Annotated in this window: 18 protein-coding genes; 7 read left to right on the plus strand and 11 right to left on the minus strand. The window is 45.2% G+C overall.

Annotation, left to right across the window (positions count from 1 at the left end; genetic code table 11):
• Positions 1-263: 263 nt before the first annotated feature.
• Entirely contained in the window at positions 264-1,628 is a 1,365-nt protein-coding gene (locus C1S73_RS14845; RefSeq protein ID WP_038864662.1) for a sodium-dependent transporter, read from the plus strand.
• 92 nt (positions 1,629-1,720) lie between these two features.
• Here C1S73_RS14845 and C1S73_RS14850 read toward each other — a convergent pair whose 3' ends face one another.
• From C1S73_RS14850 to tsaA, 5 genes are all read right to left on the minus strand, one after another.
• On the minus strand, positions 1,721-1,912 hold the full coding sequence (locus C1S73_RS14850; RefSeq protein WP_038864663.1) for a DUF4250 domain-containing protein: 192 nt from the start codon (positions 1,910-1,912) through the stop codon (positions 1,721-1,723).
• A complete protein-coding gene (locus C1S73_RS14855; RefSeq protein ID WP_038864665.1) occupies positions 1,912-2,118 on the minus strand; it encodes a YaeP family protein in 207 nt (68 codons plus the stop codon). The genes C1S73_RS14850 and C1S73_RS14855 overlap by 1 nt, the downstream gene beginning before the upstream one ends.
• A gap of 113 nt (positions 2,119-2,231) precedes the next feature.
• Positions 2,232-2,900: a tellurite resistance TerB family protein gene (locus C1S73_RS14860; protein WP_038864667.1), complete on the minus strand. Its 669-nt coding sequence runs from the start codon at positions 2,898-2,900 to the stop codon at positions 2,232-2,234.
• A gap of 181 nt (positions 2,901-3,081) precedes the next feature.
• On the minus strand, positions 3,082-4,797 hold the full coding sequence (locus tag C1S73_RS14865) for a proline--tRNA ligase (protein ID WP_038864669.1): 1,716 nt from the start codon (positions 4,795-4,797) through the stop codon (positions 3,082-3,084).
• A 110-nt stretch (positions 4,798-4,907) separates the two neighbouring features.
• A complete protein-coding gene (gene tsaA, locus C1S73_RS14870; protein ID WP_038864671.1) occupies positions 4,908-5,603 on the minus strand; it encodes a tRNA (N6-threonylcarbamoyladenosine(37)-N6)-methyltransferase TrmO in 696 nt (231 codons plus the stop codon).
• Positions 5,604-5,730: 127 nt separating this feature from the next.
• Here tsaA and C1S73_RS14875 point away from each other — a divergent pair, with 127 nt between their 5' ends.
• The 3 genes from C1S73_RS14875 (at position 5,731) to C1S73_RS14885 (ending at position 7,935) form a co-directional block, all read left to right on the plus strand.
• On the plus strand, positions 5,731-5,991 hold the full coding sequence (locus C1S73_RS14875; protein ID WP_038864672.1) for a type B 50S ribosomal protein L31: 261 nt from the start codon (positions 5,731-5,733) through the stop codon (positions 5,989-5,991).
• Positions 5,992-5,994: 3 nt separating this feature from the next.
• Positions 5,995-6,120, plus strand: a complete 126-nt coding sequence (gene ykgO / locus C1S73_RS14880; protein WP_005380299.1) for a type B 50S ribosomal protein L36 — start codon at positions 5,995-5,997, stop codon at positions 6,118-6,120.
• Between the two features lie 228 nt (positions 6,121-6,348).
• The gene (locus C1S73_RS14885) at positions 6,349-7,935 is read left to right on the plus strand and encodes an AbgT family transporter (protein WP_038864674.1); all 1,587 of its coding nucleotides are present in this window, start codon (positions 6,349-6,351) and stop codon (positions 7,933-7,935) included.
• Positions 7,936-7,990: 55 nt separating this feature from the next.
• On the opposite strand, the gene C1S73_RS14890 is transcribed toward C1S73_RS14885, so the two are convergent.
• The 3 genes from C1S73_RS14890 to C1S73_RS14900 all read right to left on the minus strand — a co-directional run bounded on the left by C1S73_RS14890 (position 7,991) and on the right by C1S73_RS14900 (position 9,541).
• Complete coding sequence (locus C1S73_RS14890; protein ID WP_038864676.1) at positions 7,991-8,716, minus strand: MipA/OmpV family protein; 726 nt, start codon at positions 8,714-8,716, stop codon at positions 7,991-7,993.
• Between the two features lie 91 nt (positions 8,717-8,807).
• The gene (locus C1S73_RS14895; RefSeq protein WP_038864678.1) at positions 8,808-9,251 is read right to left on the minus strand and encodes a YaiI/YqxD family protein; all 444 of its coding nucleotides are present in this window, start codon (positions 9,249-9,251) and stop codon (positions 8,808-8,810) included.
• Positions 9,248-9,541, minus strand: a complete 294-nt coding sequence (locus C1S73_RS14900; RefSeq protein WP_038864680.1) for a hypothetical protein — start codon at positions 9,539-9,541, stop codon at positions 9,248-9,250. The genes C1S73_RS14895 and C1S73_RS14900 overlap by 4 nt, the downstream gene beginning before the upstream one ends.
• A gap of 905 nt (positions 9,542-10,446) precedes the next feature.
• Here C1S73_RS14900 and C1S73_RS14910 point away from each other — a divergent pair.
• Positions 10,447-10,932: a GNAT family N-acetyltransferase gene (locus C1S73_RS14910; RefSeq protein ID WP_038864682.1), complete on the plus strand. Its 486-nt coding sequence runs from the start codon at positions 10,447-10,449 to the stop codon at positions 10,930-10,932.
• On the opposite strand, the gene C1S73_RS14915 is transcribed toward C1S73_RS14910, so the two are convergent.
• Positions 10,892-11,191: a DUF3301 domain-containing protein gene (locus tag C1S73_RS14915; RefSeq protein ID WP_039976952.1), complete on the minus strand. Its 300-nt coding sequence runs from the start codon at positions 11,189-11,191 to the stop codon at positions 10,892-10,894. The two genes, C1S73_RS14910 and C1S73_RS14915, sit on opposite strands and share 41 nt — an antisense overlap.
• 13 nt (positions 11,192-11,204) lie before the next feature.
• Complete coding sequence (locus C1S73_RS14920) at positions 11,205-12,242, minus strand: DUF3549 family protein (RefSeq protein ID WP_038864684.1); 1,038 nt, start codon at positions 12,240-12,242, stop codon at positions 11,205-11,207.
• Positions 12,243-12,318: 76 nt separating this feature from the next.
• Between C1S73_RS14920 and C1S73_RS14925 the strand changes: the two genes are divergently transcribed.
• Together C1S73_RS14925 and truC are read left to right on the plus strand one after the other, a co-directional pair.
• On the plus strand, positions 12,319-12,633 hold the full coding sequence (locus C1S73_RS14925) for a YqcC family protein (RefSeq protein ID WP_038864800.1): 315 nt from the start codon (positions 12,319-12,321) through the stop codon (positions 12,631-12,633).
• Between the two features lie 5 nt (positions 12,634-12,638).
• On the plus strand, positions 12,639-13,406 hold the full coding sequence (gene truC / locus C1S73_RS14930) for a tRNA pseudouridine(65) synthase TruC (RefSeq protein WP_038864686.1): 768 nt from the start codon (positions 12,639-12,641) through the stop codon (positions 13,404-13,406).
• Between the two features lie 94 nt (positions 13,407-13,500).
• Here truC and C1S73_RS14935 read toward each other — a convergent pair whose 3' ends face one another.
• Positions 13,501-13,884, minus strand: coding sequence for a DUF3461 family protein (locus tag C1S73_RS14935; RefSeq protein WP_038864687.1), 384 nt, complete (start codon positions 13,882-13,884; stop codon positions 13,501-13,503).
• Positions 13,885-14,017: the final 133 nt, after the last annotated feature.

Raw genomic sequence — 14,017 nt, forward strand, 5'->3', positions numbered from 1 at the left:
CTTTTCAACACGAAATCACGTTGAACTATTCGTACTTTACAACTCGGCTCATTATTTTTCGGCTCACTTCACGCTGATTTATAAATTCATCAAAAAGGCAAAAAACGATACTTGGCGAATATGAGATGTACGTGGAAATTTACAAACTGAATGTCTGCTAATTGATCTGATTGTCGAGTAATTAACCTAATGACTCTTGTTGAGTAGAAGATATTGCTATACTGTACTAGTTAGCTAGTTCATTGATATTTTGTGTGAGTGGTATGACACAACAAACTTCTTCTCAGCCTCGTGAGCATTTTGGCTCACGCCTTGGATTCATCTTAGCGGCAGCAGGTGCTGCAGTGGGTCTAGGTAACATTTGGGGCTTTCCTACCCAAGCAGCAAGTAACGGCGGTGGTGCCTTCTTGTTGGTGTACTTGGTGATGATTCTTATCGTTGCATTCCCAATGCTGGTGGTTGAAATGGCGATCGGTCGTCATGGTCAAGCAAACCCAGTAGACAGTATGCGTTCTCTAACAGACAACCCTGTGGGCAAGAAGCTTGGCGGCTTAGTTGGTTGGATTGGCCTGAGTGTGCCAAGTGCGGTTTTGGCGTTTTACTCGATTGTAGGCGGCTGGTTGATCTGCTTTATGTTGGGTGCAGTGACCGACATCATGGGCATGGAAGCGGCGACACAATGGTTGAAAGGCTTCAGCGTTGAACGCAACTTGTTCGGTACGATTGCATTTTATGTATTAACCATTTTGATCGTACAAGGCGGCGTGAAGCAGGGCATTGAGAAGTGGTCAACACGTTTAATGCCAGCACTGTTTGTTCTGTTCGGTTTGCTGTTCATCTACATCATGACGCAAAACGGTGCGATGGAAGGTTTGAAGCACTACCTAGTGCCTGATTTCGAGAAAGTATGGGATCGCAAACTTATCCTTGCCGCAATGGGCCAAGGCTTCTTCTCACTGACCATCGGTGGCTGTTCGATGCTTATCTATGGCTCTTACCTAAGTAAGAAAGAGAACCTGCCGAAGATGGCGATGAACGTGACTATGGTCGATACCGCAGTTGCCTTTATTGCTGGACTAGTGGTGATGCCAGCAATGTTCGTTGCGATGCAAAAAGGTGTTCAAATCTATGCAGAAGATGGTTCACTATTAAGTTCAGATACATTGGTATTTACAGTGCTGCCACTGATGTTTGATAGCTTAGGTTTGCTTGGCCAATTGTTCTCAATCGTGTTCTTCTTACTGCTGACGATTGCAGCACTGACGTCATCTATCTCGATGCTTGAATGTCCGGTTGCTCTGGTTGGTGAGCGATTCAACACTAAACGCAGCACGACAAGCTGGGTATTGGGTGGCCTGATTGCGCTGTTCAGTGTGGTTATCGTATTTAACTTCGGCGCACTATTTGGCATGGTTGCGACTATCGCGACGCAATATTTACAACCGATGGCAGCACTGTTGTTCTGTCTGTTTGGTGGTTGGGTATGGAATCGTCACTCGAAAATCAAAGAGCTTGAACAAGGTTGTCCTGAGTTCACCCAAGGTTGGTTTGGTAAGTTGTGGCCTGCATACGTGAAGTTTGTTTGTCCGATTCTCGTGGCGACTGTTATCTGGGCTTCGTTCGGCTAATCGACTTACACAAAGCATAAAAGAAAAGGGCTTGATGAATGCATCAAGCCCTTTTTTCTATTCGTGTTTTTGCTATCCGTCTCGGCTCACGATTAACGGAACTGACCTGCATCAGGTAAGAAATCGAAACCTGCCGTCGCTAGCTTTGCTTCAAGCGCAGCACGGTCGATATCAAAAAATACGACCAACTTATCCAGATCACCGGCAAAGTCGTCACGCAGCTTCATATTGACGATGCTCATTAACATGATTGGATCCATGGACTCAAAATTTGCCAGATTCATTACTTATCCTCAAAATCTGAAATCAGCAGGTTTGCTGCTGCAAACGCGGCTTTTTCACGAGCTTCTTTTGGTAGGGATTCGTCGGCAGCGATGTCGTTTAACGCTTTTACTGCACACGAGATCGCTTGAGGAATGTAGCCTTGATCGCCACTACCGATTTGAGCGTAAAGCTCACGAACTAATTCACAACAGCCGTATACTTGCATGGCTAAATCCTTAAGAAATGATAACTGCTCTCAAATATACACATAGCCGTTTTGAAACTCAAAGCAGAGAATTGTTTTGGCTCAAGTTAACACGTAACTTGAGCAAACATTCATCACTGTAATTGTGCTTCTAACTGATAAGTGACCTCTGGAGAAAGGTTGAGCTGCTTCGCAAGCTCCTGCAAATACGTTTTCTCCATAAAGTTTTGCTCATCGGCCACAATCAACGACGCCAGATAAATTTCTGATGCCTGTTGTGGCGACGTTGCTAAGCGCGCAATTTCTGCTGGATCGAGCGGCTTGTTTAGCTCTTGATGAACCAACTGTCTTACATGATCATCTGCACCCATTTCTGTCAGTGCTTGTTCGATGCGAGCCATTTCTTGTTCATCGACGTGGCCATCGGCTTTGGCTGCACCAATCATGGCTTTAAGGATCAGTTTTGCATGTTTGTTGTCATCAGGATCGAAGCTTTCGTTGACGCCCTGTGTGTCCTGCTTCGCTTGCCAATCATTGTAGACTTTGTAAGCCAGAGCACCTAATGCCGCTGCGCCACCGACTTTGAGTGCGCCTGTACCGACTTTCTTGGCCATCTTTTTGCTCTTTTTAGAGCCCATTAACATGCCGATAAGACCGCCACCAATCGCGCCGGCACCAAGTGTTTTCAGTTGGCTAGAGCTTGATGAGGATTTGATATTGCTGGCTTGTTTACCAATCGCATCGGTACCTTGCTTGATTAGGTCTGATTTGAGCGCTTGGTTAAGAAGACTTTTTAGATCCATGAATGACCTCCTTACTAGATTGAATCCAGTGTAAGGTGATGAGTCTGAACCAAAGATTAACAGCGCCAATATTAGATAGGGCCAAAGGCTTAAAAAACAGACGTAAAAAAGGGCTGACCGAAGCCAACCCTTTTTATCACTCTGTATTCAGCACAATGTGCTTATTGCAGCTTATTGCAGCTTATTGCAGTTGAGCTTTAATGTGTTCAACGATGTCTGCCATAGCAATCGCTGTTTTCTCACCAGAGCGGCGGTTCTTGTACTCGAAGTTGCCTTCTTTCATTGAACGATCACCGATCACGATAGTGTGAGGAATGCCGATAAGTTCCATATCAGAGAACATCACGCCTGGGCGCTCTTTACGGTCATCGAATAGTACTTCGATACCCATAGCCGTCAGTTCAGCGTACAGCTTCTCAGCCGCTTCTTTCACTTCTTCAGACTTGTGCATGTTCATAGGCACGATAGCCACTTGGAAAGGCGCTAGTGCGTCTGGCCAAATGATGCCGTATTTGTCGTGGTTTTGCTCGATTGCAGAAGCAACAACACGTGAAACACCTATACCGTAACAACCCATCTCTAGGATTACGTTCTTACCGTCAGGACCAAGAACACCACAGTTCATCGCTTCTGAGTAAACGTTACCTAGTTGGAAGATGTGACCAACTTCGATACCACGTTTAAGCATTAGCGTGCCTTGACCACATGGGCTTGGATCGCCTTCTACTACGTTACGTAGATCTTCAACTTGGCCTAATTCAACGTCACGGCCCCAGTTGATACCGAAGTAGTGTTTGCCGTCGATGTTTGCACCTGCGCCGAAGTCGCTCATTACAGCAACAGAGCGGTCAACGATGAATGGCAGTTCAAGACCAACAGGGCCTAGAGAGCCAGCGCCAGCACCGATCAGTGCACGCATTTCCTCTTCTGATGCCATCTCTAATGGAGAAGCAACTTGAGGTAGGTTTTCTGCTTTCACTTCGTTTAGCTCGTGGTCACCACGAACGATAAGAGCAATGATGTCAGCATCTACTTCATCAGAGGCTTTAACGAATAGAGTTTTTACTGTCTTCTCGATTGCTAGACCGTGTTGCTCTACAAGCTCCGCGATTGTTTTCGCGTTTGGCGTATCAACCAACGTCATCTCTTGAGTTGGCTCAGCGCGCTCACCTGCAGGTGCTGCCGCTTCTGCTTTTTCGATGTTCGCTGCGTAATCAGACTCAGTAGAGAATGCGATTAGGTCTTCGCCGCTTTCAGCAAGTACGTGGAACTCTTGAGAACCACTACCACCGATAGCGCCAGAGTCAGCAAGTACTGGACGGTACTCAAGACCCATGCGATCGAATGCTTTACAGTAAGCGTCGTGCATCGCTTGGTAAGATTTCTCTAGACCTTCTTTGTCGATGTCGAAGCTGTATGCATCCATCATGCAGAATTCACGTGCACGCATTACGCCGAAACGTGGACGACGTTCATCACGGAATTTAGTCTGGATTTGGTACAGGTTTAGCGGAAGCTGTTTGTAAGAGCTCACTTCGTTACGCACAAGGCTAGTGATCACTTCTTCAGCTGTAGGGCTAAGAACAAACGGACGAGTATGACGGTCAGTAAAGCGAAGTAGCTCAGGACCCATCTTCTCAGAACGACCTGTCTCTTCCCATAGTTCAAACGGCTGAACAACGGGCATCAAAGTTTCGACTGCACCTGCATTGTCGATTTCTTGACGAACGATGTTTTCGACTTTACGCAGCACACGTAGACCAGTAGGCAGCCAGGTGTATAGACCTGAAGCCAGCTTACGGATCATACCCGCGCGTAGCATGAGCTGGTGGCTCACTACTTCTGCGTCGTTTGGAGTCTCCTTCAGAGTAGAAAGAAGATAATTACTGGTACGCATTAAATTTATCCGTTTATTAAAGTTAGATACTCAAGCCAGAATGGACAGGAGCATGAGGTCCCACAAAGGGAAAATTGTTAGCCGCTTATAATATCAGCCAAATGCCTTTGTCAAAAGCTTTCAATCGCAGTAACTGTTATTAAGTTATCGCTAACCGTGAACTTAACGTTCAGATCGAACAAATTTACCGCATATTCCTTACTGTCAGGCTTGTTTTTCTTGTAAGCCGGACGAGGATCTTGTGCCAGAACTTGCTCGATCACTGTTTTGACATACTCAGTATCGCTACGCTTTTTGAGTGCCGCCAGTGCAGCTGAAGAAAAGCCGATCTGAGATGTTTCGGGTTCTTCTTCTGCGTAACCACCTTGTGCTTCTGCAATAGAATCTGAGTAGGGGATGTATGGTTTGATATCAACAATTGGCGTGCCATCGACCAAGTCTACGTTACCAAGATCCAAATAGATCTGATCGCCTTTCTTGCTAATACCTTTGACTTCCACTGCCGACATGCCAATGCCATTGGGACGGAAAGTAGAACGTGACGCAAAGACGCCAACACGTTCATTGCCTCCTAAACGAGGCGGGCGCACGGTGGGCTTCCATCCCGCTTCTAAGTTCTGATCAAACAAAAACAGTAGCCATACATGAGAAAACTGCTCTAAACCACGAAGGGCTTCTGGACTATTTGCTGCGCCTTGAAGTTTGACACGTGAATGCGCCGCAGGCACCAAGCGAGGTTGTCGAGGGACCGCAAACTTCTCTTTATATGGGCTTTCAATTACGCCAATAGGCTCAATGGAATACATGAATATGGTGTCTTATACATGGAAGATGAAAACTAAAGTACCACAAAATTCCGCTTGCTTTTTTGTTGAGAATGATTACTAATTGATATGTTATATTATAACAGTTCTTCAAGAGGGAAATTTTAATATGAAACCAGGCATTCACCCTGAATACCGTCCTGTAGTATTTCATGACACCAGCGTAGACGAATACTTTGTTGTTGGTTCGACACTACAGACTGATCGCACCATTGAATGGAAAGACGGCAAGACTTACCCATATTTCACACTGGATGTGTCATCTGCCTCTCACCCGTTTTACACAGGCAAGCAACGTGTCGTACAAGCTGAAGGTCGTATTGCGAACTTCAATCGCCGCTTTGGTCAATTCAATAAAGATAAGGAGTAAAAAATGAAGGTTGTTAAGTCATTAAAGAGCGCAAAAAGCCGTCACCCAGATTGTCAGATCGTAAAAAGAAGAGGGCGTTTATACGTTATTTGCAAAACGAACCCACGCTTTAAGGCGGTGCAGAAATAACCATAAATATCGTGTCGATTTATGGGATGTCGTGACTTATAATTCTGATTTATGATCTGTATGTGGGTGATATAACTATATTTTTATCGATAATAGGTCATAAATCCGCCTTTGAGTTACATTCTGTAACGTTTTGAACTTTCACTTAACCCTTGTGTCGAGTACCCTGCGCAAGCTTTATGACATTTTTGTCACAAATGCGCAGGAATAAATACAAGGAGGGAACAGATGAGTTCATCTGCTTCAATGAAACAAAACTCACCAAAGAAGCCGCTGTTCACGCGTTTTCTAGATACAGTTGAATATTTGGGGAACCTTTTACCCCACCCAATCACACTTTTCGCCATTTTCTGTCTTGCAATCCTAGTTATGTCGGGTATCGCTGGTTACTTTGAAGTTTCCGTTGTCGATCCGCGCCCAGAGGGTGCGCCTGGCCGTGCTGCTGATGGTATGATTCAAGTCGTAAGCTTGCTAAATGCTGAAGGCTTACAGCTGATTGTTACAAATCTAGTGAAAAACTTTGTTGGCTTCGCACCGTTAGGTACCGTCTTGGTTGCGATGCTTGGTGTTGCCATTGCAGAACATTCTGGTCTACTTTCTGCTGCAATGCGTGGCCTAGTAATGGGCGCTTCTCAGCGCATGGTTACTGTAACCGTTGTTTTCGCTGGTATCATTTCAAACACGGCTTCTGAGCTTGGTTACGTGGTACTGATTCCACTGGCAGCAATGTTGTTCCACTCATTAGGTCGTCATCCACTAGCTGGCCTTGCCGCTGCATTTGCTGGTGTGTCGGGCGGCTACTCTGCAAACCTACTTATCGGTACGGTTGATCCACTGCTATCAGGCATCACTGAAACAGCAGCACAGATGATTGACCCAACTTACTCTGTTGGTCCAGAAGTAAACTGGTACTTCATGTTTGTTTCTACCTTCTTCATCGCGATTACCGGTGCATTTGTTACTGAGAAAATCGTTGAACCAAAACTTGGTAAATATAATGACGAAGAAGCGGCTGAAGACTTGTCTCAAGACAAGATGGGCGGTCTAACTGACGTAGAGAAAAAAGGCCTTAAGCTTGCGGGTATCGCAGTATTGGCAGTGTCTGCACTACTAGCATGGACTATTGTTCCTGCTGATGGTGTTCTACGTTCTGACGCTGGCACAGTAGCGGGCTCTCCATTCTTGAAGAGTATCGTCGCGTTTATCTTTGTTTTCTTCGCGGTACCGGGTTTTGTGTACGGTCGCGTAGTTGGCACGATGAAGAATGACCGTGATGTCATTGATGCCATGTCGAAGTCAATGTCTTCAATGGGCATGTACATCGTACTGGTATTCTTCGCGGCGCAATTTGTTGCTTTCTTTAAGTGGACGAATTTTGGCCAAGTGTTTGCAGTAGCAGGCGCAAGCTTCCTACAAGAAATTGGTCTAACTGGTCCAATGCTGTTCTTCGCCTTCATCCTAATGTGTGGCTTCATCAACTTGATGATTGGTTCAGCATCAGCACAGTGGGCAGTAACAGCACCAATCTTTGTACCAATGTTAATGCTAGTCGGTTACGCTCCTGAAACCATTCAAGCGGCTTACCGTATCGGTGACTCAACGACGAACATCATCACACCAATGATGAGCTACTTCGGTCTTATCCTTGCGGTAGCAACGCGCTACATGAAGAATCTAGGTATCGGTACGCTGATCGCGACCATGTTGCCTTACTCGATTGTCTTCCTTGTTGGTTGGAGTGTACTGTTCTACCTGTGGGTATTCGTATTCGGTCTACCAGTAGGTCCAGGTGCAGCGACATACTACACGCCTTAATAGGCAACCTCACTCAGCTCAATCAAAGCCTGCGTTTATCGCAGGCTTTTTTCGTTCAAAGACCTGCGAAACGATAGGTTAGACCGACTTCTAACGACCAACCTATATCACGCTGTATCAATGTGCTGTCACTGTCATGATGAATAAATTCTGCTTTGGTGATTGCAATCCAAGATGGTGTGACTTCATAAAGACCAATAAGTCCTGCTTGGTAAACAAAAGTAGAATTGGCTTTAAATTCTCTTAGCCCTGATGCTGCCGCTTCTCGCGCAGAGACACTGTACAGATGGTTAGAGAGTTTTTTATCTCGGTAATCGACTTCTAGAAAGGGGGTGAGGGTAAACGGTGGTAACCAAGTCTCTAGTGTCCGGCCGAGATGCAGTTGAACTTCGTAACCATTGTGATCTGAGGTGACATCATGCAGATAAGTCAATCTTGCGCCAACAGTGCCCAAAGTAATACCAAGTTCACCATTGCCATCGCGATCGGTGATGCCATTTGGTAAATCGACAAAGGTGTTGGAGACTTCCGCAAAGCGCCAATTAACCGATAGGCCCAAATAAGTTAATGCTTGCCAGTTGGCTAAGCTGCCATCGACAAAGCCAATAGGGCCGGAATAGAACAAGTTAGGTGTCGCACCCAACTGAGGTGTGTCTTTGACGGAAAAAGCGCTTTCGCCAGAGGTGATACTACCGCCAACAATGCCAAAGGGCTCTTGGCTGGCAAGCAACGTCGTAGAAAAGAAAAGTAATGAAAAGGGGACGACGATCCGTACGTTCATAAATAAAACTCCATTCTTGTTATAACAACAAAGAACGGAGTTTTGAGGTTCTCATTTCACTGGCGACGATTTTCGTGGGTAAAATGAATGCCTAACGTTTTGCGAGGATTCTGTCGAGGTGATTGGCGAACTCGCGACGTTCCGTTTGAGACAGCGCTGCTGGCCCTCCCGTTTGAATACCGCTTGATCGCATGGTATCCATAAAGTCACGGATATTGAGTCGCGCTTTGATAGTATCTTTCGTGTAAAGCTCGCCTCGTGAACTTAGCGCCAATGCGCCTTTGCTAATGACTTCATCTGCAAGTGGAATATCTGATGTGATCACCAGATCATTGGCTTCGACACGACGAACAATTTCGTTATCCGCAATATCAAAACCGGCAGGCACTTGCAGAGAGTGAATATTGGCACGCTTTGGTACAGGAACTACGTGGTTTGCAACAAAGGTACACTCAACACCGGTTCGTTCTGCCGCACGTACGATAGTCTCACGAATGACTTTCGGACAAGCATCTGCATCTACCCATAATTTCATGCTGTTTTCTCATTTAGTTTGGCTTCAAGCTCTTCAACACGAGCCACCAGTTTAGCTACTGTGTTTTCCAGAATGGTGATGCGATCTTCTTCTTTCGGTGTTTGTACCGCAACTTCAACTTTAGGAATGCGATTCGCGCTTTTCCAACTTTTGATGGTTGCGATTAATGCTGGCATAGGCACAGGCGTTTTCATTCGAGCTTTGACCAGAGCAACGGTTGGCTCTTTACCTTGCTGTTGCAACTGCTCCATCACGGCTTCCAGCTCTTTAGTGACGTCTTGAGTTAACATATTTTGTCCCTACTAAAATGACTTCTGTCATCATACGTTGAGGCGCTGAAATTAGCGAATGGCAATTTCGGCAGACCCTTGTGCGAGATCTCTCACAGAGGTTGTGAGAGAAAACGATTTCGTCGTCAGAACAAAAGAAATTAGTTGGCATAAGATTATGAAAAATAACGATTTAACATCTTTTTAACTAAGTTTTCAAACAAAAGAATATCTTGGGCTGATTGTGATTTACAAGGAAAAGCGTAAATTAAACCTTGTCGGCAGGAAGCAGACATGGAACAGGAAAGCACCAAGGATTTGGTCATCGTCAGGACGACGATTTGATTATTCAGGATGAGTGATCAAGCACGGAGCGCAGGACATTGTAAGGACACAATCATCAACAGGATGTTGATGACTAAGGATAGACAATGGACCCCTCTTAGGATTGAGGTAAGGACAGCATCAGGAAGATGCAATGGACACCGCTCAAGGAACAAGTGATGCGCGCTAACGAGGATTGTTAGCTATCAGGATGATAAGGACACCGCTAGGACGGCGACGTAAGGACTAAGCTGACGGAATCAGCCACTATTATGGATGATGCATGGAGCACTATTTAGTAGCCGGACTGCTGCGAGTAAGACTATGACCCCGATACGCTAGTGTCGGGGTCTTTCTTATTTTGCACTTTCATAATTTCAGATAATTAAAAGTGTCAATATCACATAATTTATAAATTCCTCATAACACTGAATAAAAAACAATCCAGATCAATATCCTTTCCAATCAGTTGGTTTAACTTTCGGCTTCTCTAAAAGGCGTTATGTACCGCATAACAAATGAATAGCTCTTGAGCTTCTGCTATGCGGATAAATTAAGTTTGCTGTAATCAAGGAACAGATGTGACCATAGTAACCAGAAGAATGCTTCTTCTACCCTACAATGAGTCGTTGCAACTAGAGTTCGTGATGTTAAATTGCTGCGCTAAGAATCGCGCAGAGATGAATGGACCACATACCGTGTCTTCTGCGAAACAGTTGTTTGAGAAGATTCTGGATGATGAGAATGTCTACAGTATGGCGGTACTTGAAAGTACCAGCCGTGACTATATGGGACACGTGTTCATTTCGAATCTGGAGCATGAACCAGAGCTAGGATTTATCTTTGATAAAGCTTATTGGGGTAAAGGATTAGCAACAGAAGCGCTAAAGGCGTTTTTCCCGAAGGCGTGCCGTGAGCTTGGACTACACAAAGTTAAAGCAAATGTGAATAGTCATCACAAAGCATCCATGGCAGTACTGGAAAAACTTGGATTTACAAAGACAAGAGAAAGCAAGGACCTATACGGCCCTTACTTTGAAATGGAATTTACAAGCGATGTGGCGGTAGGTGAAAGTTCAGCGGCCTAAACCCGATCATCGTCAATTCTCCTTGGTAGCAATCGTCACCAAGAGATGAGAACTCAAATTGATACACTGTATGCCAACGCCAGATTCCGTCTGGCGTTTTCATTTTATGTGCACCAAATGCGATGCTGACCAATTGCAGATCAAGTTGCTCGCATTTGCGTGTAATAGCCGCTTTCGCTAATTCTGATTGGCGTCTTTGTTGCCAAAACAAAAAGCAGAAAAAGCACAGTCCTAAAATGGCTAGTAAGTCACCAATCATCCCTAATCCTTTATTATCCCTTGGTCGCTTGCTGCAATTTGACTAATGCCGTCGCTAGCTCTTCCGATGGGCTAGAGTGTAATAGAGGTAGCAGAACCATTCTTAGTTCTGGCAGCATCACTAAGTCGGCAAATAATTGGTTGAAGAGTGCTTGGTTGCCTGTTTGAGCAAGGCGCAGTAAAAACTGCTCAGCGACATTTGCATTAGCCAATAAGTGCCAAGTGCGGCCTGCGATACCAATTAAGACCTCTTGATGACTTAAACGTGGGCTTTGTAAAATTGTGTTTAACACTGGCAGTGAAATTTCCGACGATGCGCCTGCGAGAGCACGGATTAAGGCAGATAATAGGAACAGATCAGGCTCATCACTTTCAATCTCTTGCTGTGCTTGTTCTGCAATACGCTGTGCTAGGCGCTCTTGCAGTTCTACATGTTCTAGGGCACCAAGCAGAGCGTAGCGTGGTTCGTTTGGTAGATGGTTTAAGGCCTTACGTAGTGTCACCGCATTTTGCTCTTGGCCAAGGCGTGCGGCCATATCCGTAATACCTTGTAGACCGACGGTTTGCCAGTTTTCCCAACCGAGACCACCAGTGAAATAGTGCTGAGTATGTTCGTAATACTGGCTGGTGGGTAAATCTAAACTAGCGCGAACTCGGCTATGAAATACCGCCATCTTCTCTTCAGCGGGTTTGAAAGTATATGGGTTGTTAGAAAGCTTTTGTTGTTGCTCTTCCGACATTTCCTCATTCAGACGAGTTCCCATCGCCTCTACAACGTATTTAATGAAGTTACCGATATCGGATTGCTTTAGCAAACCACGTTCATCCAGCTCAAATTTTAGAAACCAAATCCAAGGCTGCTTTTGCTCGTTCCAGTACGCGATCGCGAGGTGCGCTTTACGCTGCATTGGGAATGGGTAAGGGCACTGGCCTTTTTCCACATCCGCAAACACTTGTGCATCGATAGTTTTGATACGACGACCAAGGTCGAAGATTTGATATTCACAATGACTGTTATTTAACAGCTGAGTGAGGGTTTGAATGTTTTCCATTAAATACGACATCCTAATGTTCTTTTCACAAGAAATGGTATCATTCTCGGCTAATTCAAGGTTCGAGACGGAATTAATGGCAACAAACATCCAATTGGTCGACTTACTTCAACAACTTGAAGCGCAATTACAGCACTATGAGCTGTGGCAACAAACCATGCCTACGACAGAAGCGTTACAGAGCACAGAACCTTTCGCGATTGATACGCTGCATCCCCACGAGTGGTTACAATGGATTTTTATTGCACGTATGCGCGCGTTAGTGGAAAGTAACCAGCCTTTGCCGCGTGGCTTTTCTATCGAACCGTATTTCGCGGAAGCTTGGAAGCAAGAACCACATTATGCTGAGCTACTTGTAACCATCCGAACCATCGACGAACTATGTAAGTAATCTCAATGTCAGAACAAGAAACATCACAAGTTGTTACTCCAATGGAATTGGAGATCGTTTATCAGGATGAGTACTTTGTTGCAGTAAATAAGCCTGCAGGTATGTTGGTGCACCGCAGTTGGTTAGATAAACACGAAACAGTTTTCGTGATGCAAACGCTGCGCGACCAAATTGGCCAACATGTGTTTCCTTTGCACCGTCTGGATCGTCCGACGTCTGGTGTGCTTGTGTTTGCATTGTCGAGTGAAGTTGCATCGCAAGTGATGCCGATGTTTGCTGAACATAAGATGGAGAAAACCTATCACGCGATCGTTCGCGGCTGGATCGAAGAAGAAGACGTACTCGATTACGCGCTAAAAGTTGAGCTGGATAAAATTGCCGATAAGTTCGCTTCGCAAGAGAAAGAAGCGCAGGATGCAGTGACAGCCTACAAACCGTTAGCGAAAGTTGAGGTGCCGTATTCAACAGGTAAGTTCCCAACCACTCGCTATTGCTTGATGGAAATGCAGCCAAAGACAGGGCGTAAGCATCAGCTGCGTCGCCACATGGCCCACCTACGTCATCCTATCGTCGGTGACACCAGCCATGGTGATGGTAAGCATAACAAGTTGTATCGTACAGAGTTTGATTCTCACCGTTTGTTGCTGCACGCGTCGGAGTTACGTTTTGTCCACCCATTTACCGAGCAAGAAATCGTAATGAAAGCGGGTATTGATGAAACGTGGCAAAAATTGTTTGCACGATTCGAGTGGGATGAATCATTGGTGCAATAAGCCGTTAGTTTGATGAGCTCCGCTTTGATTCAATCAAAAAGAAAGGGGTTGGTATCTATACCAACCCCTTTTAAATTGTTTAGTTCTTAACGTTTTATTTCAGCTTTTCTAGATCCGCTTCGATCTCGGCGATTTTGCTCGAAACCACTTTTTCCAGGTGACGAAGATCGGACAGAATCTTCTGCTTCACGTCCACTTCTGCGGTTTTTACCGGTTTAGTTATCTTGTTTAATTCGTCGATGACTAGAGTTAAGTTACGATTGATTTCAGTAATTTCTTTGTACTTATGGCTGCCGCTGTCGACCAAGACGTTCTTTACTTGGCGTGGATATTTGAATTTAACGCTTTTGGCAAAGAATTCGCCTTTTTGTTTGTGGAAGTAAATTTTGAGGACGTCTTTGTGTGCTTCTTGGCGTAGGGAGTAACGTTCAATTTGTTTTGGTTCGTGGATACCCAAACCAGTGAGGTGGGGATACATAGGCTACCTCTGTCTCATAACTAGAATAAGTTTTCCGTATAACTGTAGCAGCCCATTTATGAGCTAGATAGCTGATATTTAGTCAAATTGCTCAACTTGTGGGCAAGATCGCTCTGGTTCTTGCCCACGGTTT

This window comes from Vibrio jasicida 090810c (assembly GCF_002887615.1).
Lineage (GTDB): Bacteria > Pseudomonadota > Gammaproteobacteria > Enterobacterales > Vibrionaceae > Vibrio > Vibrio jasicida.

Excerpts from the sequence above, each read along its gene's own strand:
- C1S73_RS14845 (WP_038864662.1), top strand. The coding sequence starts at position 264 with ATGACACAACAAACTTCTTCTCAGCCTCGTGAGCATTTTGGCTCACGC.
- C1S73_RS14850 (WP_038864663.1), bottom strand. The coding sequence starts at position 1,912 with ATGAATCTGGCAAATTTTGAGTCCATGGATCCAATCATGTTAATGAGC.
- C1S73_RS14855 (WP_038864665.1), bottom strand. The coding sequence starts at position 2,118 with ATGCAAGTATACGGCTGTTGTGAATTAGTTCGTGAGCTTTACGCTCAA.
- C1S73_RS14860 (WP_038864667.1), bottom strand. The coding sequence starts at position 2,900 with ATGGATCTAAAAAGTCTTCTTAACCAAGCGCTCAAATCAGACCTAATC.
- C1S73_RS14865 (WP_038864669.1), bottom strand. The coding sequence starts at position 4,797 with ATGCGTACCAGTAATTATCTTCTTTCTACTCTGAAGGAGACTCCAAAC.
- tsaA (WP_038864671.1), bottom strand. The coding sequence starts at position 5,603 with ATGTATTCCATTGAGCCTATTGGCGTAATTGAAAGCCCATATAAAGAG.
- C1S73_RS14875 (WP_038864672.1), top strand. The coding sequence starts at position 5,731 with ATGAAACCAGGCATTCACCCTGAATACCGTCCTGTAGTATTTCATGAC.
- ykgO (WP_005380299.1), top strand. The coding sequence starts at position 5,995 with ATGAAGGTTGTTAAGTCATTAAAGAGCGCAAAAAGCCGTCACCCAGAT.
- C1S73_RS14885 (WP_038864674.1), top strand. The coding sequence starts at position 6,349 with ATGAGTTCATCTGCTTCAATGAAACAAAACTCACCAAAGAAGCCGCTG.
- C1S73_RS14890 (WP_038864676.1), bottom strand. The coding sequence starts at position 8,716 with ATGAACGTACGGATCGTCGTCCCCTTTTCATTACTTTTCTTTTCTACG.
- C1S73_RS14895 (WP_038864678.1), bottom strand. The coding sequence starts at position 9,251 with ATGAAATTATGGGTAGATGCAGATGCTTGTCCGAAAGTCATTCGTGAG.
- C1S73_RS14900 (WP_038864680.1), bottom strand. The coding sequence starts at position 9,541 with ATGTTAACTCAAGACGTCACTAAAGAGCTGGAAGCCGTGATGGAGCAG.
- C1S73_RS14910 (WP_038864682.1), top strand. The coding sequence starts at position 10,447 with ATGCTTCTTCTACCCTACAATGAGTCGTTGCAACTAGAGTTCGTGATG.
- C1S73_RS14915 (WP_039976952.1), bottom strand. The coding sequence starts at position 11,191 with ATGATTGGTGACTTACTAGCCATTTTAGGACTGTGCTTTTTCTGCTTT.
- C1S73_RS14920 (WP_038864684.1), bottom strand. The coding sequence starts at position 12,242 with ATGGAAAACATTCAAACCCTCACTCAGCTGTTAAATAACAGTCATTGT.
- C1S73_RS14925 (WP_038864800.1), top strand. The coding sequence starts at position 12,319 with ATGGCAACAAACATCCAATTGGTCGACTTACTTCAACAACTTGAAGCG.
- truC (WP_038864686.1), top strand. The coding sequence starts at position 12,639 with ATGTCAGAACAAGAAACATCACAAGTTGTTACTCCAATGGAATTGGAG.
- C1S73_RS14935 (WP_038864687.1), bottom strand. The coding sequence starts at position 13,884 with ATGTATCCCCACCTCACTGGTTTGGGTATCCACGAACCAAAACAAATT.